This is a genomic window from Aquihabitans sp. McL0605 (genome assembly GCF_049993875.1).
In the GTDB taxonomy this organism is placed as follows: domain Bacteria; phylum Actinomycetota; class Acidimicrobiia; order Acidimicrobiales; family Iamiaceae; genus Aquihabitans.
Window position 1 is genome coordinate 4,740,991 of record NZ_CP188252.1, and the last position, 23,851, is coordinate 4,764,841.

22 protein-coding genes are annotated in these 23,851 nt (G+C 72.1%); 21 read left to right on the forward strand and 1 reads right to left on the reverse strand.

The features are described from left to right. Positions 1 to 51: 51 nt before the first annotated feature. The 20 genes from alaS (at position 52) to ACPPVX_RS22145 (ending at position 20,908) form a co-directional block, all read left to right on the forward strand. Positions 52 to 2,649: an alanine--tRNA ligase gene (gene alaS / locus ACPPVX_RS22050; RefSeq protein WP_426572736.1), complete on the forward strand. Its 2,598-nt coding sequence runs from the start codon at positions 52 to 54 to the stop codon at positions 2,647 to 2,649. A 6-nt stretch (positions 2,650 to 2,655) separates the two neighbouring features. Continuing rightward, positions 2,656 to 3,105 (forward strand): Holliday junction resolvase RuvX, encoded by a 450-nt coding sequence (gene ruvX, locus ACPPVX_RS22055; RefSeq protein ID WP_426572737.1) that lies wholly within the window; start codon positions 2,656 to 2,658, stop codon positions 3,103 to 3,105. Next, a complete protein-coding gene (mltG, locus tag ACPPVX_RS22060; RefSeq protein WP_426572738.1) occupies positions 3,102 to 4,406 on the forward strand; it encodes an endolytic transglycosylase MltG in 1,305 nt (434 codons plus the stop codon). Before ruvX ends, mltG begins: the two co-directional genes overlap by 4 nt. 43 nt (positions 4,407 to 4,449) lie before the next feature. Further along, positions 4,450 to 5,253 (forward strand): shikimate dehydrogenase, encoded by an 804-nt coding sequence (aroE, locus tag ACPPVX_RS22065; RefSeq protein ID WP_426572739.1) that lies wholly within the window; start codon positions 4,450 to 4,452, stop codon positions 5,251 to 5,253. A 77-nt stretch (positions 5,254 to 5,330) separates the two neighbouring features. Then, the gene (locus ACPPVX_RS22070) at positions 5,331 to 6,461 is read left to right on the forward strand and encodes a DUF4388 domain-containing protein (protein ID WP_426572740.1); all 1,131 of its coding nucleotides are present in this window, start codon (positions 5,331 to 5,333) and stop codon (positions 6,459 to 6,461) included. 55 nt (positions 6,462 to 6,516) lie between these two features. Next, a complete protein-coding gene (locus ACPPVX_RS22075; RefSeq protein ID WP_426572741.1) occupies positions 6,517 to 7,371 on the forward strand; it encodes a prepilin peptidase in 855 nt (284 codons plus the stop codon). Between the two features lie 10 nt (positions 7,372 to 7,381). Then, positions 7,382 to 8,566, forward strand: coding sequence for a chorismate synthase (gene aroC, locus ACPPVX_RS22080; protein ID WP_426572742.1), 1,185 nt, complete (start codon positions 7,382 to 7,384; stop codon positions 8,564 to 8,566). Continuing rightward, entirely contained in the window at positions 8,559 to 9,155 is a 597-nt protein-coding gene (locus ACPPVX_RS22085) for a shikimate kinase (RefSeq protein WP_426572743.1), read from the forward strand. The genes aroC and ACPPVX_RS22085 overlap by 8 nt, the downstream gene beginning before the upstream one ends. Beyond that, positions 9,152 to 10,153, forward strand: a complete 1,002-nt coding sequence (locus tag ACPPVX_RS22090) for a 3-dehydroquinate synthase family protein (RefSeq protein ID WP_426572744.1) — start codon at positions 9,152 to 9,154, stop codon at positions 10,151 to 10,153. Before ACPPVX_RS22085 ends, ACPPVX_RS22090 begins: the two co-directional genes overlap by 4 nt. Before the next feature lie 60 nt (positions 10,154 to 10,213). Further along, entirely contained in the window at positions 10,214 to 10,660 is a 447-nt protein-coding gene (locus tag ACPPVX_RS22095; protein ID WP_426572745.1) for a type II 3-dehydroquinate dehydratase, read from the forward strand. Continuing rightward, positions 10,657 to 11,763, forward strand: a complete 1,107-nt coding sequence (locus tag ACPPVX_RS22100; protein ID WP_426572746.1) for a M24 family metallopeptidase — start codon at positions 10,657 to 10,659, stop codon at positions 11,761 to 11,763. The genes ACPPVX_RS22095 and ACPPVX_RS22100 overlap by 4 nt, the downstream gene beginning before the upstream one ends. 35 nt (positions 11,764 to 11,798) lie before the next feature. Continuing rightward, complete coding sequence (gene efp / locus ACPPVX_RS22105) at positions 11,799 to 12,359, forward strand: elongation factor P (RefSeq protein ID WP_426572747.1); 561 nt, start codon at positions 11,799 to 11,801, stop codon at positions 12,357 to 12,359. A gap of 13 nt (positions 12,360 to 12,372) precedes the next feature. After that, positions 12,373 to 12,963, forward strand: coding sequence for a transcription antitermination factor NusB (gene nusB / locus ACPPVX_RS22110; RefSeq protein ID WP_426572748.1), 591 nt, complete (start codon positions 12,373 to 12,375; stop codon positions 12,961 to 12,963). 47 nt (positions 12,964 to 13,010) lie between these two features. Then, entirely contained in the window at positions 13,011 to 13,532 is a 522-nt protein-coding gene (locus tag ACPPVX_RS22115) for a GNAT family N-acetyltransferase (protein WP_426572749.1), read from the forward strand. A 146-nt stretch (positions 13,533 to 13,678) separates the two neighbouring features. Continuing rightward, positions 13,679 to 14,179 (forward strand): bifunctional pyr operon transcriptional regulator/uracil phosphoribosyltransferase PyrR, encoded by a 501-nt coding sequence (gene pyrR / locus ACPPVX_RS22120; RefSeq protein WP_426572750.1) that lies wholly within the window; start codon positions 13,679 to 13,681, stop codon positions 14,177 to 14,179. Next, on the forward strand, positions 14,176 to 15,204 hold the full coding sequence (locus ACPPVX_RS22125) for an aspartate carbamoyltransferase catalytic subunit (protein WP_426572751.1): 1,029 nt from the start codon (positions 14,176 to 14,178) through the stop codon (positions 15,202 to 15,204). Before pyrR ends, ACPPVX_RS22125 begins: the two co-directional genes overlap by 4 nt. Continuing rightward, positions 15,191 to 16,480, forward strand: a complete 1,290-nt coding sequence (locus tag ACPPVX_RS22130; protein WP_426575071.1) for a dihydroorotase — start codon at positions 15,191 to 15,193, stop codon at positions 16,478 to 16,480. Before ACPPVX_RS22125 ends, ACPPVX_RS22130 begins: the two co-directional genes overlap by 14 nt. A gap of 162 nt (positions 16,481 to 16,642) precedes the next feature. After that, the gene (locus ACPPVX_RS22135) at positions 16,643 to 18,697 is read left to right on the forward strand and encodes a DUF4185 domain-containing protein (RefSeq protein ID WP_426572752.1); all 2,055 of its coding nucleotides are present in this window, start codon (positions 16,643 to 16,645) and stop codon (positions 18,695 to 18,697) included. Positions 18,698 to 18,857: 160 nt separating this feature from the next. Next, positions 18,858 to 19,328 (forward strand): RNA polymerase sigma factor, encoded by a 471-nt coding sequence (locus ACPPVX_RS22140; RefSeq protein WP_426572753.1) that lies wholly within the window; start codon positions 18,858 to 18,860, stop codon positions 19,326 to 19,328. Continuing rightward, entirely contained in the window at positions 19,325 to 20,908 is a 1,584-nt protein-coding gene (locus ACPPVX_RS22145) for a hypothetical protein (RefSeq protein ID WP_426572754.1), read from the forward strand. Before ACPPVX_RS22140 ends, ACPPVX_RS22145 begins: the two co-directional genes overlap by 4 nt. Before the next feature lie 200 nt (positions 20,909 to 21,108). Here ACPPVX_RS22145 and ACPPVX_RS22150 read toward each other — a convergent pair whose 3' ends face one another. Beyond that, complete coding sequence (locus tag ACPPVX_RS22150) at positions 21,109 to 21,918, reverse strand: SDR family NAD(P)-dependent oxidoreductase (RefSeq protein WP_426572755.1); 810 nt, start codon at positions 21,916 to 21,918, stop codon at positions 21,109 to 21,111. 150 nt (positions 21,919 to 22,068) lie between these two features. Between ACPPVX_RS22150 and ACPPVX_RS22155 the strand changes: the two genes are divergently transcribed. After that, the gene (locus ACPPVX_RS22155) at positions 22,069 to 23,574 is read left to right on the forward strand and encodes a DUF222 domain-containing protein (RefSeq protein ID WP_426572756.1); all 1,506 of its coding nucleotides are present in this window, start codon (positions 22,069 to 22,071) and stop codon (positions 23,572 to 23,574) included. Positions 23,575 to 23,851 lie beyond the last annotated feature (277 nt).

Sequence of the window (23,851 nt, forward strand, 5' to 3'; positions counted from 1 at the left end):
CTCGCTGCGCCCGCCGCAGCCGGGCACCGCGCGAGAGAGGGGGCGAACTGCATGAAGGCACAGGAGCTACGCCGGGTCTGGACCGACTTCTGGGTGGCCAGGCAGCACACCGACGTCCCCACCAGCGGGCTCATCCCGCTGCACCCGTCGGCCCCCATGTTCACCAACTCGGGGATGATGCCGTTCGTCCCGTACTTCATCGGGGAGGAGCAGGCGCCGTTCCGGCCGCCGCGCGCCACCTCGGTGCAGACCTGCGTCCGCGCCGGCGGCAAGCACAACGACCTCGACGCCATCGGGCGCTCGCTGCGGCACCTGAGCTTCTTCGAGATGCTGGGCAACTTCAGCTTCGGCGACTACTTCAAGGCCGACGCCATCCGCTGGGCGTGGGAGTTCTCCACCGAGGTCCTCGGCCTCGATCCCGAGCGCATCTGGGTCACCTGCCACGTCGACGACGACGAGGCCGTGGCCCTGTGGGTCGACGAGGTCGGCTTCCCGCTCGAGCGGATCCAGCGCCTCGACAAGGACAACTTCTGGGAGATGGGCGACACCGGTCCCTGCGGCCCGTCGTCCGAGCTGTTCTGGGACTTCGGCCCCGAGTACGGGCCCGAGGGCGGCCCGGCCAACCCCGCGTCCGAGGAGCGCTACGTCGAGTTCTGGAACCTGGTGTTCCAGCAGTACTTCCGCGGCGCCGACGGCGTGCTCAGGCCGCTCGAGACCAAGAACATCGACACCGGCGCCGGCCTCGAGCGCATCCTCGGGGTCACCATCGGTTCGCCCGACGTGTTCGCCACCGACGAGCTGCGCCACCTGGTGTCGGCCGCCGAGCAGGCCACCGGCGTGCGGCTCGGGGCCGATCCCGAGTCCGATGTGGCCCTCAAGCTGCTCGCCGACCACGCCCGCACCATGACGTTCCTGGTGAGCGACGGCGTCATCCCGTCCAACGAAGACCGCGGCTACGTCCTGCGCCGGATCATCCGCCGGGCCATCCGCTTCGCCTACCTGCTCGGCGTCGAGAAGCCGATCACCCCGCTGATGGCCACCGAGACCATCGAGCTGATGGCCGAGGCCTACCCGCAGCTGACCGCCAACGCCGACACCATCCTCGGGATCCTCGGTCGCGAGGAGGAGCAGTTCCGGCGCACGCTGCGCAGCGGCCTGAGCATCCTCGACACCGCCCTCGCGGGGGTGCCCGAAGGCGGTGAGCTGCCCGGCGTCGTCGCCTTCCAGCTGCACGACACCTACGGCTTCCCGCTCGAGGTGACCACCGAGATCGCCGAGGGACGCGGCTTCGTGGTCGACCGTCCCGGGTTCGACGCGGCCATGGCCGACCAGCGCGACCGCGCCCGCAAGGGCGGCAAGAAGGGCGGCCTCACCGTCGGCGACGAGGTCGACGCGTTCCAGGCGGTCCTCGACGAGCGCGGCACCACCGAGTTCGTCGGCCGCGAGGTGTTCGACATCGAGGCCACGGTCCTGGCCGTCGTCCCCGGCACCGATGGCACCGTGAGCGTCTTCCTCGACCGCACCCCCTTCTACGCCGAGTCCGGCGGCCAGGTGGGCGACACCGGCACCATCACGGGACCGCAGGGGAGCGGCGAGGTGCTCGACACGCTCCAGGCCCTGCCCGGCCTGCACCGGCACGTGGTGCGCCTCACCGACGGCCTGCTCGCTCCTGGCGACCTGGTGCAGGCCGCGATCGACGTCGACCGGCGCGACGCCATCCGCCGCAACCACACCGGCACCCACCTGCTCCACTGGGCCCTCCGCGAGGTGCTCGGCACCCACGTGAAGCAGCAGGGCTCGATGGTCGCGCCCGATCGGCTCCGGTTCGACTTCAGCCACTACGAGGCGGTCACGCCCGAGCAGATCCAGGCCATCGAGGACCTCGTGAACCGAGACGTCCTGGCGAACACCCCGGTCCGCCACTTCGAGACCACCAAGGCCGAGGCCACCGAGCTGGGCGCCATCGCCTTCTTCGGCGAGAAGTACGGCGAGATCGTGCGCGTGCTCGAAGCCGGGCCGCACTCCACCGAGCTGTGCGGCGGCACCCACGTGCGCCGCACCGGTGACATCGGTCCGGTCAAGATCGTGTCGGAGTCGTCCATCGGCTCCAACCTCCGCCGCCTCGAGGCGGTCACCGGCACCGGGCCCATCGATCGCCTCCGCAAGGAGGAGGCCGAGCTGGCCGCCGTGGCCGACCGGATCGGCGTGCCCCAGTCCGAGCTGCTCGACGGCATCGACAAGCGCCTCGCCGAGCTGCGCGACCTGCGGGCCGAGGTGAAGTCCCTGCGCTCCAAGCTGGCTTCGGGCGGCGCCTCCGACCTGGCCTCGGCGGCCGTCGACGGCGTCGTGGTCGCCCGGGTCGACGGCCTGGGCCGGGACGACCTGCGCAGCCTCGGCGTCGCGGTGCGCGACCAGCCGGGCATCCGCGGCGTCGTGCTGATCGGTGCCCCCGACGCCGGCGGGGTGGCCCTCGTGTCGGCCACCACCGCCGACGGCGGCCTCGACGCAGGCGAGCTCATCTCGGTCGCGGCGCGCACGGTGGGCGGCGGCGGAGGCAAGCACCCGGAGCTGGCCGTCGCCGGCGGCAAGGATGCGTCGAAGATCGACGAGGCGCTCGATCAGGCCCGCACCGCCGCCGGCATCGCCTAGCGGCCCATGCGCGTGTTGGCCCTCGACCTGGGATCGAAGCGGATCGGCGTCGCCGTGTCCGACGACGGCGGCACCGTCGCCACGCCCATCGCCACCCTGGCGCGCCACGGCGACCGGCCGCGGCTCCACCGCGAGATCGCCGAGCTGGTGGCCGAGTGGGACGCCGGGCTGCTGCTCCTGGGCCTGCCCATCGCCCTCGACGGCTCGATCGGTCCCGCGGCCACGGCCGTGCTGGCCGAGCGCGACGAGCTGGCTGCGGTCGTCGGGGTGCCGATCGAGGTGCACGACGAGCGCATGACCACCCGGATCGCCGATGGCAAGCTGCGCGAACGGGGCGATCTCGACAGCCGGGCCCGCCGTGACCTGGTCGATCAGGTGGCGGCGGCGGTGATCCTGCAGGATTGGCTCGACCACGGCACCGCGCCGGGTGCGCCGCATGGAGGGGCGACCACGTGACCCACGAAGACGATCCCACCCTCGACCCGGACGTCTGGTCCGAGGCCCCCGCCGGATCGCCCACCCCATCGGCACCTCCTTCGGACCGGCAGGACCGTCCGTCCGGCCCCCGTCCTGCTCCCGGGCGAGACCGCTCCGGTCCCCGCCGGCCCGGGCGCGCCCCCGCGGCCGGGGCCACCGCGCCGCCGCGCCGTCCCCGGCGCCCCGCCGACGAGGACGAGTACTTCGAGATGCCCCACGAGAGCCGGATGCCGCGGTGGCTGGCCGCGCTGCTCGTGATCGTGCTGCTCGTGGTCGCCATCGGGGGCGGCGCCGTGTGGTGGTACCGCCACCAGGTGAACCCGTCGGGTGGCCAGGGCGCCGCCGTGGCCGTCCAGATCCCCGAGGGCGCCTCCACCAGCGGGGTCGCCGACATCCTGGCGGAGAAGGACGTCATCTCCAGCGCGACGGTCTTCAACTTCTACGTGGGTGGCAAGGACCTCACCTCGGTCCAGGCCGGCAACTACGTGTTCCGGAAGAACTCGAGCTTCGACCAGGCCATCGCCGTGCTGAACGCCGGGCCGAAGACGCCGGTGGCCGCTCAGGTCACCAAGGTCACGATCCCCGAGGGCTACACCGTCCACCAGATCCTCGAGCGCATCCACGCCAAGGTCCCGCGGCTCACCGTGGCCGACCTCCAGGCCGCGCTCGACTCCGGCCAGGTGCCGTCGTCCATCAAGCCCGCCGACCAGAAGTCCTACGAGGGCCTGCTGTTCCCGGCCACCTACGGGGTCGGCGCCGACGACACCGCGGTCGACGTGCTGAGCCAGATGAGCACCGAGATGGAGTCCCGCGTCCAGGCCCTCGACCCGGCCGCATCGCTCGCCCACATCAAGCAGCAGTGGGGTCTCGACCTGACGCCCTACGACCTGGTCAAGGTGGCGTCGATGATCCAGTACGAGGCCGCGATCCCCGCCGACGCCCCCAAGATCGGCGCGGTCACCTACAACCGCCTCGAGAAGGGCATGCCCCTCCAGTACGACTCCACGTCGATCTACTACGCGGGGCTGAGCGGCCAGGGGCCCGAGACGATCGACTACACGGTCGACACGCCGTACAACACCCGGACCAACACCGGCCTCCCGCCCACGCCCATCTCGTCGCCGGGGGAGTACGCCCTCGAAGGGGCCATGCACCCGGCCGATGGACCGTGGCTGTACTTCGTGCTGACCGCCCCCAAGGTGGTCAGCTTCTCGGAGAGCTACGACCAGTTCCTCCAGGACAAGCAGCAGTGCATCGACCAGGGCCTCGGCTGTGGCTGAGCCGGGCCCGCCGCCCCGGGTCCCCATCGCGGGATCCACGCGCGTGGCGGCGGTCATCGGGTCGCCGGTCCGCCACTCCCGGTCCCCGGCCCTGGCCAACGCCGCCTTCGCCGCGTCGGGCCTCGATTGGGCGTACGTCGCCCTGGAGGTGGCCCCGGGCCAGGGCGCGGCGGCGGTCGACGCCATGCGCACCCTGGGCCTCGGCGGCCTGTCGGTCACCATGCCGCACAAGTACGACGTGATCGCGGCGCTCGACCGGCTGGCGCCCGATGCCGAGGCGCTGGGCGCGGTGAACTGCATCGCCTGGGACGGCGACGCGCTGGTGGGGCACAACACCGACGGCGCCGGGCTCCTCGACGCGCTGGCGCTCGACCAGGGGATCGTGCCCGAGGGGCTCGCGTGCGTGGTCCTCGGCGCGGGCGGCGCGGCGCGGTCCGTCGTGCGGGCCCTCGGTGGCGGCGGTGCCGCCGACGTGGCGGTCGTGAACCGCACCGCCGAGCGGGCCGAGGCCGCGGCGGCGCTGGCGGGACCGGCCGGCCGCGTGGGATCGATCGCCGACGTCGAGCGCGCCGACCTGGTCATCAACGCCACGTCGGTGGGCATGGGTGCCGATCCGGCCGATGCCTCAGCCACCCCCGTCCCGCCTGAGCTGCTCCGCCCGGGCCAGACCGTCGTCGACCTCGTGTACCTCCCGCTGGAGACCCCGCTGCTCGTGGCGGCCGCCGCGGCCGGCGCCCGGCCGGTCGACGGGCTCGGGATGCTCGTGCACCAGGCCGCCCGGGCGATCGCGCTCTGGACGGGCCAGGCGCCCGATGTGGCGGCGATGGCCGCAGCGGCCCGGGCCTGACCTCGAAACCTTCAGTTTCCCGGGGCCCTGCCGATCTTGGGAGGACCATCAGCGTCGTTCATCCTGAGGAGGATGTCGTGGCCCTTCAGGGTGACCTCAAGTCCTTTGCCCTTCCAGACGTCCTCCGGTTGCTCGCGGGCACCGCGAAGTCCGGCCGCCTCGAGATCGTGGGCGACGGCGGCACCGGCGAGGTCATGCTCGCCGCGGGCACGATCAGCGCCGCGTCGACGTCGACGGCCCCCCGGGCCACCGACCCGGCCGACGTGATCTTCGACCTGCTCCGGTTCGAGGACGGCTCGTTCGTGTTCGACGAGGGCGAGGTGGCCGATCCCGGCGCCGGCGCCGACGTCGAGGCGACCATCACCGCGGCCGAGGCCCTCGTGGCCGAGTGGGCCGACGTCGAGACCGTGGTGCCCAGCATGGATGCCTGGATCTCGCTCGCGGCGGAGATCGACGGCGACACCGTCACCCTCACCGCCCGCGAGTGGAAGGCCCTGGCCGCCATCGGTGGCGGCGGCAACGTCCACGACCTCGCCGCTGCGCTCGAGCTCACCGACCTCGACGCCTCCCGTCAGGTGAAGAGCCTGGTGGAGTTCGAGCTGGTCGAGGTGCGCGAATCGCACGCCTACGTCCCCCCGGCGGTCCAGCTCGACGACTTCGATCACTTCGAGCCCGGGTTCACCGCGCCGATGACCGATTTCGAAGACCTCAACGGCGACGACCGCTCGGTCGTCATGGAGGAGCGCGAGGACGCGCTGCTCCCCGAGCCCCTGCCCGGTGAGGGCGTGGCCTACGAGGGCGAGACCATCACCGGCTTCGTCGACGGCCGCGTCGGCGATGCACCCGATGCGCCCGAGGAGTTCGAGCGGTTCGAGCCGTACGAGTCGCTGGCGTCGTTCGAGCAGGAAGCGGCCATGAGCGATCTGGCCGGCGAGCCGGGCACGATCGAGCACTTCGGATCGGTGAACCCGTACTCCGCCGTCGACCCCACCGACCCCGGGACCGTCGACCAGCTCGACGCGGTCGACGACGAGCACGACGAGCACGACGACGACAGCGAGCCCGAGGTCGACCCCATGGCCGACTCGTGGGCCCAGCCGATGGCCGGCGGCACCAAGGACGACGAGGTCGACGGCTTCGGCGACCAGCCGGAGACCGACAGCGAGCGCGGCTCGCTGCTCAAGTTCCTCTCCAGCGTCAAGCCCTGACGCCCCGCGCGGCCATGGCCCGCCCGGCCGTGGCTGACCGGTAGCGTCCCCGCCCATGTCGACCGCACTGCTGCTCGTGCTCTTGGCCATCTTCGGCCTGGCGATCGGTTCGTTCCTCAACGTCGTGATCGTGCGGGTCCCGTCCGGGGAATCGCTCGTCTCGCCGCCGTCGAAGTGCCCGCTGTGCGAGACCCCGATCCGCACCCGCGACAACATCCCGGTCGTCTCCTGGCTGCTCCTCAAGGGCAAGTGCCGATCGTGCGGGGAGCCGATCCCGGTGGGCTACCCGCTGGTCGAGCTCACGAACGCCGTGCTCTGGGTGGTGGCCGGGCTCCGGTTCGGCGACACCGCCCTGGTGATCCCGTACGCGGTGCTGTTCTCGGTGCTGCTGGTGCTGTCGGTCATCGACCTCGAGCTCTACATCCTCCCCAACCGGATCACCTACCCATCGATCGTCGCCTCGCTGGTGGTCATCCCGGTCATGTCCTTCGCGCTGGCCGACAACCCGGGGCTGGCCATCCGCAACGCCGTCGTGGGCGGCCTCGGCTTCGCCGGCTTCTTGCTGATCGTCCTGCTCGCCTGGGAGCTGATCATGCGCAAGGAGGGCATGGGGATGGGCGACGTGAAGCTCGCCGTCCTCCTCGGCCTCTGGGTGGGCTGGCTCGACCCCGTGCTGGTGCTGATCGCGCTCATCGCGTCGAGCGTCATCGGCCTGCTCGTCGGCGTGGTCGTGATGGTGGTGCGGCGCGAGAGCCGGCCCTTCCCGTTCGGCCCGTGGCTCGCCCTCGGATCGATCCTCGTGATCTTGTTCTCGGGCCCGATCATGCGCTTCTACGGGTTCGACGACGACCTCACGCTGTCGCTCGGCGTCGCCGCAAGCACTTCGTTCCGGGCGGTGGCAGGCCAGTAGGTTTGCCCACGTGATCCGCTTCCTCACCGCCGGTGAATCCCATGGCAAGGCCCTCATCGTCGTCATCGAGGGACTGCCCGCCGGGCTCGAGGTGTCGGCCGACGACGTGAGCGCCGAGCTCAGCCGCCGGCGCCTGGGCTACGGCCGCGGCCCTCGGATGCGCTTCGAGCAGGACCAGGTCACGCTCGTCGGCGGCGTCCGCCACGGGCGCACGCTCGGCTCGCCGGTGGCCATCGAGATCGCCAACACCGAGTGGGAGCGCAACCCCGACAAGTGGCAGCGGGAGATGTCCCCCGAGGCGGCCGATGGGCCCACCGAGGCGCCCCTCACCCAGATCCGGCCCGGCCACGCCGACCTCGCCGGCATGCAGAAGTACGGGTTCACCGATGCCCGAGACGTGCTCGAGCGGGCCTCGGCCCGAGAGACGGCGGCGCGGGTCGCCGCGGGCACGCTGGCCAAGAAGCTCCTCGCCGCCCTCGGCGTCGAGATCGTGTCGCACGTCATCCAGATGGGCCCCGTCCGCTCGCACGGCGAGCGTCCCGGTCCGGCCGACCTGCCGCGCGTCGACGAGAACGAGGTCCGCTGCCTCGACCTCGATGCCGCCGCCGCCATGGTCACCGAGATCAAGGAGGCGTCCAAGGAGGGCGACTCGCTGGGCGGCGTGGTCGAGGCCATCGCCTACGGCGTGCCGATCGGCCTCGGCAGCCACGTCCACTGGGACCGCAAGCTCGACAGCGCCCTGGCTCAGGCGGTCATGAGCATCCAGGCGGTCAAGGGCGTCGAGATCGGCGACGGCTTCGAGGTCGCCGGCCGGCGGGGGAGCGCAGCGCACGATCCGGTCACCTGGAGCGATGCCCAGGGCTACGAGCGCACGTCCAACCTCTCGGGCGGCGTCGAGGGCGGCATGTCCACCGGCGAGCCGGTCGTGGTGCGAGCCGCCATGAAGCCGCTGGCCACGCTCAACCGGCCCACGCTGGCCACCGTCGACACGGCCACCAAGGAGGCCGGCGTGTCGTTCAAGGAGCGCACCGACGTCACCGCGGTCCCGGCGCTCGGGGTGGTGGTCGAGCACATGGTCGCCCTGGTCTTGGCCAACGAGGCCACCCGCAAGTTCGGCGGCGACTCCGTCGACGAGATGGCGCGCAACCACCGCACCTTCGTCGAGGCCCTCGGCCAGGGCCCGGTCGGTGCCTGACCAGCAGGTGGCCCGCCCCACGCACGTCGTCCTCGTCGGGCTGATGGGCTCGGGCAAGACCACGGTGGGCAAGAAGGTGGCCAAGCTCATCGGGCACCGCTTCGTCGACGCCGACGTCGAGCTCGAGGCCCGCACCGGGCGTTCCGTGGCCGACTGGTTCACCGACGGCGAGGCTGCCTTCCGCACCCAGGAGGCGCTGCTGCTCACCGATCTGCTCTCGGGGCCCGATGCCCTGGTGATCGGGGCCGGTGGCGGCGTGGTCGTCACCGAGGCGAGCCGTCAGCGCCTCCAGGAGCACGACGTCACGGTCATCTACCTGCACGGCACCCCGGAGTTCCTGGCGTCGCGCGTGCAGGCCAAGCCCCACCGGCCGCTGCTGGGCGACGACGCCCTGGGCGTGCTCACGCCGATGTACGCCGAGCGGGACCCGTGGTACCGCGAGGTGGCCGATGCGGTCGTCGAGGTGCTCCCCGCGCACCAGGCCGGCGAGAAGCCCAAGTGGCGCCTCGCCGAGCAGACGGTCGAGCACCTGATCGAGCTCGGCGTCGTCGATCCCGCACGCGTGAGCACAGTCGAGGTGTCCCCGTGATCGAGCTCGAGGTCCCCCTGGGCGACCGCTCCTACCCGGTGCTCGTCGGGTCCGGTGCCCGTCACCGGCTGCTCGAGCTGCTCCCCGTCGGCGTGAAGCGGGTCGCCGTGGTCACCCAGGCGTCGATCCCGGTCACGGTCGACCCCGGTGTCGACCACCGCGTCTTCACCATGGGCGAGGGCGAGCACGGCAAGGACCTCGGCACCATCGAGGACCTCTGCCGGGACTGGGCGCAGTGGGGCCTCAACCGCGGCGACTGCGTGGTTGCCGTCGGCGGCGGTGTGGTCACCGACACCGCTGGGTTCGCCGCGGCCGTCTACCACCGGGGCATCCCCGTGGTGCACGTCGCCACCACGCTGCTGGCCCAGATCGATGCGGCCATCGGCGGCAAGACCGGCGTCAACCTGCCCGAGGGCAAGAACCTGGTGGGGTCGTTCTGGCAGCCCTCGGCCGTGCTGTGCGACACCGAGGTCCTGGGCACCCTGCCGCCGCGGGAGTACCGCAACGGCTTGGGGGAGATGGCCAAGTACGCCTTCCTGGGCGTCGAGGACCTGGCCGACCTCCCCCTCGACGAGGCGGTGGCCGCGTGCGTCCGCTGCAAGGCCGAGGTGGTCGGCTCCGACGAGCGCGAGTCCGGCCGTCGGGCCATCCTCAACTACGGCCACACCCTCGGCCACGCCCTCGAGACGGCCGGCCAGTACGACCTCCGCCACGGCGAGGCCGTCGCCATCGGCCTCATCTACGCCGCCGAGCTGGCCCGCCGCCTGGGCCGCATCGACGCCGCACGGGTGGCCGAGCACCGCAAGGTGGTGGGCGGCTACGACCTGCCGATGACCGTGCCGCCGGGCCTCGACCCCGAGCAGCTCGTCGACCTGTTCACCCGCGACAAGAAGGCCGTCGACGGCATCACCTTCGTGCTCGACGGGCCTGACGGCGTCGAGCCCCTCCGCATCGACGACCGCAAGCTCCTCCTCGGCGCCTTCGACGCCGTCACCTGAGCCCGCCCAGCGCCAAGAAGCCTCCGCGGGCGCGGCCCGGCCATCGGCCACGATGGTGCGATGTCCGAACGGCCGCTCGTCCTCCTGCTCTCGGGCGTCAACCTGAACCTGCTCGGCGAGCGCGACCCGGCGGTCTACGGGACGGCCACGCTGGCCGACCACGTCGCCACCGCCACCGCGGCCGCCCACGCCCACGGGCTGGCGCTCGAGCACCTGCAGACCAACCACGAGGGCGTGCTGGTCGACGCCATCCAGGGCGCCCGGGGCCGGTGCGCCGCCATCGTCATCAACCCCGGCGCCTTCACCCACTACGCCTGGTCGCTGCACGATGCGCTCGACGCGTTCGCCGGGCCCATCATCGAGCTGCACCTGTCCGACCCGAAGGCCCGGGAGCCCTGGCGCCACCTCTCGGTGGTGGAGCCGGTGGCCACCGAGACCATCGCCGGCAAGGGGGGCGACGGGTACCGCTTGGCGATCGAGGCCGTGGCGGCCAGGCTGGGGGCATGAACCCCGAGCTGACCCCGATGGACGTGGCGGGACGGGCCGAGCGGCTCCAGGTGGCGATGGCCACGGCCGAGGTCCCGGCGCTGCTCGTCACCAACCTGACCAACATCCGGTACCTCACCGGGTTCACCGGCTCCGCCGCCCTGCTCGTGGTCACCGCCGACCGGCTCACGTTCGTGACCGACGGCCGGTACGGCCAGCAGGCCGCCGACCAGCTCGGCGCGGCCGGCGTCGAGGCCGCCATCGAGGTCAGCTCCGCGAAGCAGAAGGAGGCGGTCGCCGGGGCGGTCGCCTCTGCCGGCGTGGGGGCCGTGGGGCTCGAGGCCGACGCCGTCACGTGGGCCGCCCAGCGCACCTACGCCGAGCACTGGTTCCCGGGGCTGGAGCTGGTGCCCACCACCGGCCTCGTCACCGGGCTCCGGCTGGTGAAGGACCAGGGCGAGATCGACCGGCTCACCGCCGCGGCCGCCATCGCCGACGCGGCGCTGGCCGAGGTCCGCCCCCGCCTGGCCGATGGGCCCACCGAGATCGAGTTCGGCCTGGAGCTCGATGCCACCATGCGCCGGCTGGGCGCCGACGACGTGAGCTTCGAGACCATCGTCGCCTCGGGCCCCAACGGCGCCATGCCCCACCACCGTCCCGGCCACCGCACCGTGATCGACGGCGACCTGGTCGTCATCGACTTCGGGGCCCTCGTCGACGGATACCACTCCGACATGACCCGCACCGTGGCGGTGGGCGACCTGTCGGCCACCCAGCAGCGCATGTACGACGTGGTCCTGGCATCACAGGCCGCCGGGGTGCAGGCCGTCACGGCCGGCATCGAGGCCAAGGCCGTCGACCAGGCGTGCCGCGCCGTCATCGCCGAGGCCGGCTGGGCCGACGCCTTCCTCCACGGCACCGGCCACGGTGTGGGCCTCGACATCCACGAGGACCCTCGGGTCGGGCAGACCTCCACTGCTACGCTCGTCGATCGCTGCGTGGTCACCGTCGAGCCGGGCGTCTACCTCCCCGAGCACGGCGGTGTGCGCATCGAGGACACGGTGGTCGTCACTCCCGACGGCTGCTCGCCCATCACGCTCACCCCCAAGCTTGCCGCGGTCTGACGCGGCGCTCGCACCTTGCACCCGAAGGAACACACATGGCCATCACCACCAACGACCTGAAGAACGGCATGAGCCTCAACCTCTCCGAGGGCCTCTACCAGGTGGTCGAGTTCCAGCACGTGAAGCCGGGCAAGGGCGGCGCCTTCGTGCGCACCACGCTGCGCAACGTGCGCACGGGCAACCAGCTCGAGAAGACCTTCCGGGCCGGTGAGAAGGTCGAGCAGGCCATGATCGACAAGCGGGAGATGCAGTACCTCTACAACGACGGCACCGACTACGTGTTCATGGACACGGAGTCCTACGAGCAGCTCCACGTGGCCCCGGCCTCGCTCGGCGGCGCCGCCGACTACCTGCTCGAGTCGGCCAACGCCGTCCTGCAGATGTACGGCGACGAGATCGTCGGCGTCGACCTCCCGGCCTCGGTGGAGCTCACCGTCTCGGAGACCGAGCCGGGCGTCCAGGGCGATCGCGTGTCGGGTGCCCGCAAGCCCGCCACCCTTCAGACCGGCAAGGTCATCCAGGTCCCGCTGTTCGTCAACGTGGGCGACAAGCTCAAGGTCGACACCCGTTCCGGCGACTACATCACCCGCGCCTAGATCCGTGCCCCCGGTGACCGACAGCCCTGAACTCCCCTTCCTCCCCCCAGGCCTCAGCCTCGGAGACGACGACGTCATCGAGCACGTCGAAGAGCTCGAGGTCGAGATCGACGAGACCACCGACCTCGAGCCGGTCGACGCCGACGACGAGATCGTCGACGACGGCGAGATCGAGGTGGTCGAGGCCGACGCGCCGCGCGTCTCGGGCTTCGATGGCGTCGGCACGCGGCGCGAGTCGCGCGAGCGGGCCCTGGCCCTGCTCTACGAGGCCGAGCAGAAGGGCATCGACCCGCCCGCCGCGGTCCTCGACGACCTGCCCGTCGCCCCCGAGGCCTACGCCGCCGTGCTGGTCGTGGGCGTCAGCGACCACCTCGCCGAGATCGACGAGCTGATCGGCCGCTACTCGGTGGGCTGGACGGTCGTGCGCATGCCGGCGGTCGACCGCACGCTGCTGCGGCTCGCCACCTTCGAGCTGGCCCACACCGACGTGCCGGTCGGCGCGTGCATCTCCGAGGCGGTCGAGCTGGCCAAGCGCTACTCCACCGACGAGTCCCACACGTTCGTCAACGGCCTGCTGTCCCGGCTGGCCGCCGAGCTGCGCTAGGAGCACCGATGGCCGGCGAGGGATGGGCAGAACCCTGGGTGTTCCCCTTGCCCTGGCCTCCGCTCGCGGACCTGGACACCAAGATCGGCCTGCGCCCCTGGGGGGCCGCCGACGACGATCCCGCGGCGCTGGCCCGGGGCTGGGCCGACCCCGAGGTGATCCGCTGGACGTCGGTCCCCGCCGACGCCAGCGAGGAGGCGGCCCGCAACTGGATCCGCGGCGAGGAGATCCGCCGCTCGCGCGGGCTGGCCATGGACCTGGTGATCGCCGAGCTCGACGAGCCCCGCACGATCCACGGCGAGATCGGCCTGATCATGGTCGAGCCCGAGCAGCGCTGGGCCGAGATGGGCTACTGGCTGGCCGACGGGTCCCGCGGCGCCGGCCGGGCCGGGGCCGCCGCCCTGCTCTTCGCCGACTGGGTGCTCCGCGAGCTGCCCGTGAACCGGCTCTTCGCCCGGACCAACCCCGACAACCCCAAGGCGGGCGCGGTGGCCGCGGCCGGCGGGCTCACCGAGGCGGGGGCGCTCGAGACCGGCACCGTGGTGTGGGTCCGCGACCGCCCCGGCTAGCGCTCCGCCGGGCTGGTACCGTCCACCTCTGACCGTGAAGCGGGTCCGGCGAGGCCCAGACGGACAGGAAGCGAGCCAGGATGGCTGAGAGAGAACGCAGGCAGGCGCCCCCCTACGGGGGCGTCTTCGCGGCACGGACCCGCGTGATGGACAGCGCCGACGTGCAGCGGGCCGTGTGGCGCATGGCCCACGAGGTCATCGAGGCCAACCAGGGCATCGAGGACGTGATCCTGATCGGCCTGCAGACCGGCGGGGTGTCGATGGCCGACGCGCTGGCCGGCGCGCTGAACGCCATCGCCAGCGTCGAGGTGCCCGTCGGCACGCTCGACGTCGCGTTCTACCGCGACGACATCGGGCTGCGGCCCGTGCTGCCCGAGGCGGTCACCCACATCCCGTGGTCGCTCGACGGGCGCACGGTCGTGCTGTGCGACGACGTGCTGTTCACCGGGCGCACCATCCGGGCCGCGCTCAACGCGCTGTCCGACTACGGCCGGCCCCGGGCGGTGCAGCTGGCGGTGATGATCGACCGCGGGCACCGCGAGCTCCCGATCCGCCCCGACTACGTCGGCAAGAACCTGCCGACGAGACGAGACGAGGTGGTCGACGTCCACGTCGACGGCGTCGACCTCGGGGAGATGATGAGGTGAGCGCCCCGTCCCCCCACGTGCGCCACCTGCTCGACATCGAAGACCTCGGAGGCCGGGCGGGCATCGATGAGGTCATGCGCCTCACCGACTCGTTCGTCGAGGTGTCGCAGCGGCCCATCGCCCGCGTCCCCGCGCTGCGGGGCAAGACGGTGGCGTGGCTGTTCTACGAGGACTCCACCCGGACGCGGCTGTCGTTCGAGACCGCGGCCAAGCGGCTCTCGGCCGACACCATGAACTTCTCGGTCAGCTCCTCGTCGGTCAAGAAGGGTGAGTCGCTTCGCGACACCGCCAGGACCATCGAGGCCATGGGGATCGACGCCATCGTCGTGCGCCACGCCTCGGCCGGCGCCCCGCACCGCATCGCCGAGTGGGTCGACGCGTCGGTCATCAACGCCGGCGACGGCTGGCACGCCCACCCCACCCAGGCCCTGCTCGACTGCTACACGATCCGCCAGCACCGCGGCGACCTCCGCGGCCAGCACATCGCGATCGTCGGCGACATCAAGCACAGCCGGGTCGCCCGCTCCGACGTGGCGGCGTTCACGGCCATGGGGGCCGAGGTCACGCTGGTGGCGCCCCCCACCCTGCTGCCGCCGAGCCTCGAGGGCTGGCCGGTCAAGGTCAGCCACGACATCGACCAGGTGCTGCCCACCGTCGACGTGGTGTACCTGCTGCGCATGCAGCGGGAGCGCATGAGCGAGGCGCTGCTGCCGTCGCTGCGCGAGTACACGGCCACCTACGGGCTCACCAACCGCCGCGTCGAGCTGCTCCGCGACGACGCCCTGGTCATGCACCCCGGGCCGATGAACCGCGGGGTCGAGATCGCCGCCGAGGTGGCCGACCTGCCGCGGTCGGTGATCCTCGACCAGGTGCGCAACGGCGTGGCCGTGCGCATGGCCGTGCTGTACCTCCTGCTCGGCTCGGGCACCGGCCTGGTGGCCCCGCCTGCGCCCGACGGCGAACCGAGCGACGCCCCCGACCCCGCCCTTGCCCCTGTCACCGAGGAAGAACCTGCCCGTGCCTGAGTCCCCGTCCATCGTCATCAAGGGTGGACGCGTCATCGATGCCACCGGGGAGCGCACGGCCGACGTGGTGGTCGTCGACGGGCGCATCACCGCCGTCGGCGCCGACCTGAGCGCCGACCGCACCCTCGACGCCTCCGGCTGCATCGTCGCCCCCGGCCTCGTCGACATCCACACCCACCTCCGCGAGCCCGGCAAGGAGGAGGCCGAGACGGTCGAGACCGGCGCCCGCGGTGCCGCCCTCGGCGGCTACACCGCCATCCTCGCCATGCCCAACACCACGCCCGCCATGGACAGCGCCGCGGTCGTGCAGCAGGTCCTCGACCTCGGCCGCACCGCCCCGTGCGACGTGTACGCCTCGGGCGCCATCACCGTGGGCCGGGCGGGGGAGCAGCTGGCGCCGATGGCCGAGATGGCCGCGCTCGGCGTCCGCCTCTTCACCGACGACGGCGCCGGTGTCCAGAGCAACGCCATGATGCGCCGGGCCATGGAGTACGCCACCGGCCTGGGCGTCACGCTCGCCCAGCACTGCGAGGACGACGCCCTCTGCGGCGGCGGCCACATGCACGAGGGGGAGTGGTCGGCCCGTCTCGGGATCCCCGGCCAGCCCGCCGAGGCCGAGGAGCTCATGGTGATGCGCGACATCGCCCTGGCCCGCCTCACCGGGTGCCGCGTCCACTTCCAGCACATGAGCACCACCCGCTCGGTCGCCATGATCCGCGAGGCCATCGCCGCTGGCCTCCCGGTCACCGCCGAGGCCACCACGCACCACTTCACGCTCACCCACGCCGAGTGCGCCTCGTACGACCCGCTCTACAAGGTGAACCCGCCGCTGCGCACCGCCGACGACGTGGCCGCCGTGAAGGCCGGCCTGGCCGACGGCACCATCGGCATCATCGCCACCGACCACGCGCCCCACGCCGCCGAGACGAAGGAGCTCCCCTTCGACCAGGCGCCCCCTGGCATGCTCGGCCTCGAGACGGCCCTGGCCCTGGCGCTGACCGAGCTCGACCTGCCGGTCCAGCAGGTCCTGGCCGCCCTGTCGTGGAACCCGGCCCGGGTCATCGGCGTGGGCGACACCCACGGCCTCCCGGTGGCCGAGGGCAACCCGGCCAACCTCTGCGTCATCGATCCCGAGGCGGCTTGGACCGTCGACGGCGCCGCCATGGCCAGCCGCAGCACCAACACCCCGTACCAGGGCCGCGAGCTGAAGGGGAGGGTCCGCCACACCCTCCTCGCCGGCGAGCCGGTCGTGGTCGGCGGCGAAGCCCAGCGCTGATCTGCTCGCCGTCCGTGGTCATCCGGGCACGGATGGTGACAGCTCGCTAGGGTCCTGCTCGCGAGGCGGGGTCGGCACCGAGAGGTGCCGACCGGGGGGAACGAGCGCGCCGCCTCGGTTTCGAAGCGGACCCGCGCTCCGCACCGAACCCAAGGAGCAGCTGTGCAGCGCACACGTCGGATCCACGCGGGCATCGCCCTCACCGCCACCCTGGTGATCCTGATCGGGTCGACCTCGTCGGCCACCGTCAACCCTCCACCTCCGACGCCACCCCCGGCGCTGGTGGCGGTGAAGTCGGTGGGCGACAAGTTCGCGCTCGGGGATCCGTCGTACATCAAGGGCCACGACCGGGGCCAGAGCGTGCGCTACACGAGTGGGAGCACGGATGTCGACGTGTGGTCGTTCGGCGACACGGGGACGCACAGCACCGCCCACGACGACCTGATCTCGAACTCCGTCGCCGCCACCAACGACTTCGATCTCGACGACAACATCACGACGTGGATCTACGACAACATGGTGACGCCCTCGCCGACCTCGACCGTGCCCAATCCGACGCAGGTGCCGATCGAGGCGGTCGACCTCCCGGCGCCGTACCCCAGCCGCAACGTCACCCTCAACTGCGACACCTGCTACAAGAACTGGGGCGGCATGATGGTCGCCGATCCGGCGAACCACCGGATCGTGATGATGTACCACATCATCGGACGGAACGTGAAGCCTCCGTATCCATCGCTCCCGAAGACGGATCAGCACTACCACGACGCCGATGTGGTCGACAAGGGATACGGCATCGCCATCCGCGACATGTCGGTGCCTGGCTCCAAGTTCGTCCCGCAGCAGATCTCCAACGCCTCGCTGAGCACCAACCCGTACCTCCTCTGGTACAACCCGAGCACCGATCCGCAGAACACGACCGGGTTCCCGGCCTTCGCGTCCGGTCTGGTCCGCGGAGACGACGACTACTTCTACGGGTACAGCTGCGCCGGCGGCTTCGCGGCAGGTTGCACCATCGCAAGGGTCGGCGCCGTCAACGCGGGGTCGATCTACAACCGGAACTCGTGGCGGTACTGGAGCGACGGGAACTCCCCGGCGGCCGCGCCCACCAGCGACCCCAACGTGCTCGTCGGCTGCCCGGTCGTCCCCGGGTGGACGACCGAGATCGGCTGTGCGAGCACGGTGCGCAGCGGTGACGCCGGCGGATCGCTCACGGGCGGCGCCGGGGGCATGTCGGTGTTCAAGGACCCGGCGCTCAACAAGTGGGTGCAGGTCTACGCGGCAGGCGCACAGATCCGCTACCGCGTGGCCGATCAGCTGGAAGGGCCGTGGTCGCGCAGCGATGTGATCGCCCAGATGAAAGACGGCAACGCGTACGCCGCCTACGCCCACCCGGAGTTCTCGAAGGACGGCGGCCTGACGCAGTACATCACCTACTACCACGTGCTCTCGGCCGAGGAGATCCCTGCGGGATCCTCGAAGGTCGCCGAGCTCCGCGTGGTGAAGGCCGCGCTCGCCTCCGACGACGATGCGCTGTACCGGACCACCTCCGCGGAGACCTATTTCGGGCAGGACACCCCGTACAGCCCCACGGCCACGCTGCGCATCAACAGCAAGGGCTTCACCGACATCAACCATGTGGCGGGCATCCAAGGCGTCGGCCCGTACGAGGACGGCCCGGCCTACTCGGCCACCACCGCAGCGTGGGACCGCAACGGGGTGATCTACAGCCCCGACGCGGTGAACGGGCCGAACAAGGTCACGGTGCAGGTGCGGCTCCAGGGTCAGACCGCCACCGGCACCGGAGCTGACGCGGCACTGTCGGGCCTGGTGATCCGCAATGATCTCACCGGCGCTCACAACCACTACGACGGCCCACCCGGGCGTGGCTATGTGGTCCTCGCCCAGCGGGCGGGCGGCGGCTTGGTCCTCCGCGCGGACCTTGACGGGGATCACGACCTCGACGGCACATCGGGGGCCTCGGTGGCCAGCAGCACCGCGGTCAACGGCGTGGTGTGGTTGCGGCTGGAGCGAACGGGATCCACGTACGTGGCCTCGTGGGCACCCGATGTGAGCGGGGCTGCGGGCACCTTCAGCCCGTTCGGCTCGGTGACCCTGACGAACGCTGCGGATCCCCAGGATGCGGGCATGTTCACGTCGAGCAAGGCGTCAGGCGACGAGTTCAACAAGGGGACGTTCTCGGGCTTCTCGGTGTCGTGACCTGAGGCGGGGTGGGATCCGGCCGGTCGGCCGGATCCCACCCCGCCGATGGCTGGCGCGAGCGATCGGCCGGGACCCTCGTGGGTTCGCGGCCCAGCGCACCTGCCGTCTGGGGCGCGTTGTCACCCAGAAGGCGCCGCGGTGGGGTCTGATGGGTGTGATGACCGAACCGGTGGTGGACGACGCGGCGATCTACGCGCTCCACGCGTCGCGGCTCGTCGCGCTCGCCACCGCGCTGGCCGGTCCGTCGGCCGCCGACGACGTGGTCGCGGCGGCGGTGGTCAAGGTGCTGGCATCGCCCCACTGGCCGGCGGTGACCAACAAGGGTGCGTACCTGACCCGGGCGGTGGTGAACGAGGTCCGCACCTCGCACCGGACGGCGCTGCGCCGGGCCGCACGGGAGCGCCGCAGCCTCGCCGGACCGGCCCGCGAGCCCGCCGAGGCCGATCCGGTGCCCGAGATCATGGCGGCGCTCGCCGCGCTTCCGGTCCGCCAGCGCGCCGCGGTGTTCCTCACCTACTGGGCGGACCTGACCCCCGGTGCCGTCGCCGACGAGCTGGGGATCAGCGAAGGCGCCGTGCGCAAGCACCTCGCCCGCGCCCGCCAGACCCTCCGAAGGGAGCTGTCATGACCGAGACCCCACCGCCTGACGATGCGCTCGATGATCGGATCCGAGCCGGCCTCGATGCCCTGGTGCGCGAAGCGCCCGCCGCCCCCGAGCTGCCGACCGGCAGTCCCGCGGCCACCCCGGTGCGCGCCACGAGGCCCGCTGGGCGTCGGCGGCCGATCCTGATCGGGCTGGCCGCCGCAGCCGTGCTCGTCCTCGTCGTCGTCAGCGCCACCCACCTCCACCGGTCGGGGCGCGACGAGCGCCTGCGCGTCGGTGACGCCACCACCACGACCGCCGGCCCGGCCGCAGCGGTCTCGGACCGTCCCCTCTACGGCACCCTGTGGACCCTGTCGGCCCTGACCGAGAAGGGCGGTCCCGTCGACCTCTCGGGCCTCCTCCGGCACCCGCCCACCGTCGCCTTCGACGAGGCCACCGACTGCCGAGAGCAGTGCGACCGGCAGGGCCATCCCGGGTTCGAGCTCTACGACGGGTGCAACTCGGGCGGTGGCGACCTGCGGGTCGACGGCGACGAGATGTGGGGCGTCGGAGGCGTGGTCACCGTTGTGGGGTGCCGCGGCCTCACGGTGGCACCGTTCGTCCCGGAGCCCCGGGGCGCGTCGGAGCAGGGCGCTACCACCTTCGCCGTCACCGGCGACACCCTCGTGCTGCACGGGCCCGACGGCCGGGTGCTCACGTACAAGGCGAGCGACGCCCCGTTCGCGTCGCCCGACGGGGCCGTCGTGTTCCAGGACCGGATCTCCACCGGCTCGTACCGGCTGACCTGGGAGGGACCCGACGGCCACGAGCGCCTCGACTTCGAGTCGGTCACGAGCGGCGGGGCCAACAAGCCCACCGAAGCCGTCGACCTCGACGCGGAGCGGCCCGACCAGGTGGTGGCGGCCAAGGCGTCGCTGGGCGACGAGGACGTGGTGTTCGGCGTGGTCTCCGATCTGGCGGTCCGGCTCAGCTACGTGCCGTCAGGCTCCGGGCTGACGGTGGAGCTCGCCCGGCACGCCGGCGCCGCGGATCTCGGTGCCGCGCAGGCGTTCTCCGGGGTGGTCCCGGCGGGGGTGGCGGCGTGGGACGTCGTCGCCTACGCCGCCGACGGCAGCGTCCTCAGCCGCAGCTCCGACCTCGACACCGCCGCCCCGACCACCACGACCTCGAACGCCACCGCCGACAGCGGGGCCCCTGTGTGCACCGAGGTGCAGCGGCCGACGGCGGGGGAGCTGGCGGTGCCCGCCGCCGGCGGTGGCGAGCGCCTCGCCCACCAGATCTCGTGGGGGAACCTGTTCGTCCTCGACCCGCCGTCGATGGCTGACCGGGCCACCGTGCCGCGATCGGCGGTGAGCCTCGACCGCGGGATGGGGGCGTCGGTCACCAAGCTGGCCGTGCTGACCGATCCCCAGCACCGCACGTGGACGGGCGACGGGCGTCTGGTCTGGGCCACCTTCTACCCGGAGGCGCCGTCGCCCGGCCTGGGCGGGCCGATCTCCCCGAACGCGACGACGACCACCCTCGGCCCCGCACCGTGCGCCATGGTCATGCAGACGACCGACGCTCTGACCGGACAGGCCTACGGCACCCAGGCCTACGGCTGAAGCAGCTGAACCTGCAGCCGCTGCCACCCCCCCCACCCCCGGAACTTGTTGCAGCCAGTGTCGAGGTGAGCACTGCGTGCAACAAGTTCCGGGGTCGGGTCGGGGTGACGATGCGTGCTGGGTGACCCTCCCTGGGAACTTGTTGCAGCGGATGCTCAGGAGAGCGCTGCGTGCAACAAGTTCGCCTTGGGGGGGTGCGGCTACTTGAGGGTGGGGTGCCTCGACGCGAGGAGCGGGACCAGGAGCCGCTTGGGCGCGAGGTGGGCGAACGTGGCGCCGATCCGGTTGGCGGTGCCGGGGATGGCGACGGGGTGGCCCTTGTCGAGGGCATCGAGGCCGCACCTGGCCACGGCCTCGGGGCGCTCCCACATGAAGCCGGGGAGAGCCGCCTCGGCGGCCTCCTTGTCGAAGCCGGCTGCCTCGACGAAGCCCGTGTCGACCGGTCCGGGGCACAGCGCGGTGGTGGCGACCCCGGTGCCCCTGAGCTCGCCGCCGAGGCTGCGCGTGTACGAGAGGACGAACGCCTTGCAACCGCCGTACCCGGCCTGGCCGGGCAGGGGCTGGAAGGCGGCCGTGGATGCCACGTTCAAGATGCCGCCGCGCCCGCGCTCGACCATGCCGGGCAGGAAGCGCACGCACAGGTCGACGAGGGCCACCACGTCGAGCTCGATCATGTGCATCTCGGCATCGGGATCGGCGTTGGCGACGGGCCCCACCGTGGAGAGCCCGGCGTTGTTGACCAGGATGTCGGGGGTGAGGCCCAGCTCGGTGACCTGGTCGAGCAGCGCCGCCCGGGCCGCCCGATCGGTGAGGTCGGTGGCCAGCACCTCGGCCCGGACCCCCTTGCCCCGCAGCTCGGCGGCCAGGGCCGCGAGCTTGTCGGCGCGGCGGGCGACGAGCGTGACGCCGTGCCCGCGGGCGGCGAGGTCACGGGCGATGGCTTCACCGATGCCGGAGGAGGCGCCGGTGACGACGGCGGTGCGGTCGGGAGCAGGGGTGGGCAGGGTCATGGCCTGCACGCTATGCGTCCCCGATCGGCCGGGCCGTCGATGTCCGGTATTTCGGGGAGCGATGGGGAGGACTTCGGTGATCATCAGAAACCATCGAAATGATCGAACAGATGTTCGCTTCGCTGCTGGATCGCCCGTAGGGTGAGGTGCATGGCCCCGCCTCGCAGCTTCGACCCCGCATCGTCGGGAGCACCGCGGCCGTCGGTCGAGGAGTACGACGCCATCTGCGAGGAGCTGGCCGCCACCCAAGGGCTGATCAACGTGGCCGAGGCGCGGATGATGGAGCTGGCTGCGGATGCGATCGCGATCGGGGTGTCGGGTGGGACGAACCTGACGGCGGAGAGGTGGATGGAGTGGCGCGCGGGGATCGCGCCGGGGCGGGCAGCGGACATCGTGCGGGTGGCGAAGCGCCGCGGGGAGCTCCCGCACACGATGGCTGCGCTGGCGTTGGGGGAGCTCACCTTGGACCAGGTTGCCGAGGTGGCCCGATACGTCCCGGCCCGTTACGACGAGTCGGCGGCGCGGGTGGCGCAGTGCTGCACGGTCCGTCAGCTGCGCCAAGCCCTGCCGTGGTACCGCGACCCCCGTAGCCCGAGCCGGCCCAAGCCTGGATCTGACGAAGACCTGGAGGCGCAGGGGAGCGTGTCCACGGGCTACGACGAGCGCGGCTACTTCGCTCACATCCGGTTGCCCGAGGCGCGCGGGGCGATCGTCGACCGAGCCTTGAAGGCGATGCACGAGGATCTCAAGCGCCAAGCGAAGGCCGACGCCAGCGCCACCGGTTCCGATCTGCAGCCGGTGTACGCCGCCGATGCGCTCGTGGCCATGGCCGAGGGTGCCCTCCGAGCTGGAGAGGCACCACGGCCAGGGACCGACCGCTACCTGGTGCACGTGCACCTCGAAGCGGGGGCCGACGGCCTCGAGCTGGCCACGCACCTGGGGATCGTGATCCCCGACGGACAGCGCCGACACCTCCTGTGCGACGCCTCCTTGCGTGGGATCGTCCGCGACGGGCTGGCCCCGTTGGGGGCAGGGCGCGTGACCCGGGTCATCAACCGGCGGCTGCGCCGCGCCATCGAGCACCGCGACCGCGGTTGCTGCACGGTGCCGGGTTGCGGTCGCACCACCGGGCTGGAGATCCACCACCTCTGGCACTGGGAAGACGGTGGGCCCACCGAGACCTGGAACCTCATCACCCTCTGCTCGCACCACCACACCAGCCACCACCAAGGCTCGCTGGGCATCGAAGGCAACGCCGACCTCCCACGCCACACGGTCCCCGGTGTCGTGTTCACCAACGCCTGGAACCAACCCCTCGACGCCGTCGGCCGGCCGATCGTCCCCACCCCACCTGCACCCGGCACCGACCCCAGCGCCCACGTGGAGCGCTCGGCGGCCGAGGCGGGCATCGCACCGCACCGCTACGTCCCACCGACCGGCGAACGCCTCGATCGCTCGGGCTTCCACCTCCACCCCGACCCCCTGATCCCCGGCCCCGAAGACGAGGTCTCAGCCGGTGAGCAGCCGCCGCCCGATGCCGTCCCACCTCCACCCGACGTCACCGGGCAACGGCCCCCAGGGGTGCCACCCGCACCGACCAGCCCCACCGAGGGCACGCCCATCGATCCCACCCGGGCCGGCCCCGACGCGGCCTGATCTCCGTCCGCCCGGGCGCCCCAGCCGACCATCGCCGGTCCGCTCCCAGCTCGGCGTCACCCCGCTTGGGCGGGGCGCTGCCGCGCGTCCGGGCCGCGGGCTCGTGGTGGCTCCGTCACCGAAAGCGAAGTCGGAGACCACCTGGTTCGGCTGATACGTTGTCCTCCTGACCGTGAAGTGGGTTCAGCGAGGCCCACACGGACAGGAGAACGCAATGGCACAACCCACTTCGTCGCCCGAGCCCCCAGACGGGGGCTTTCTTTTTGCCCGGGGTTCC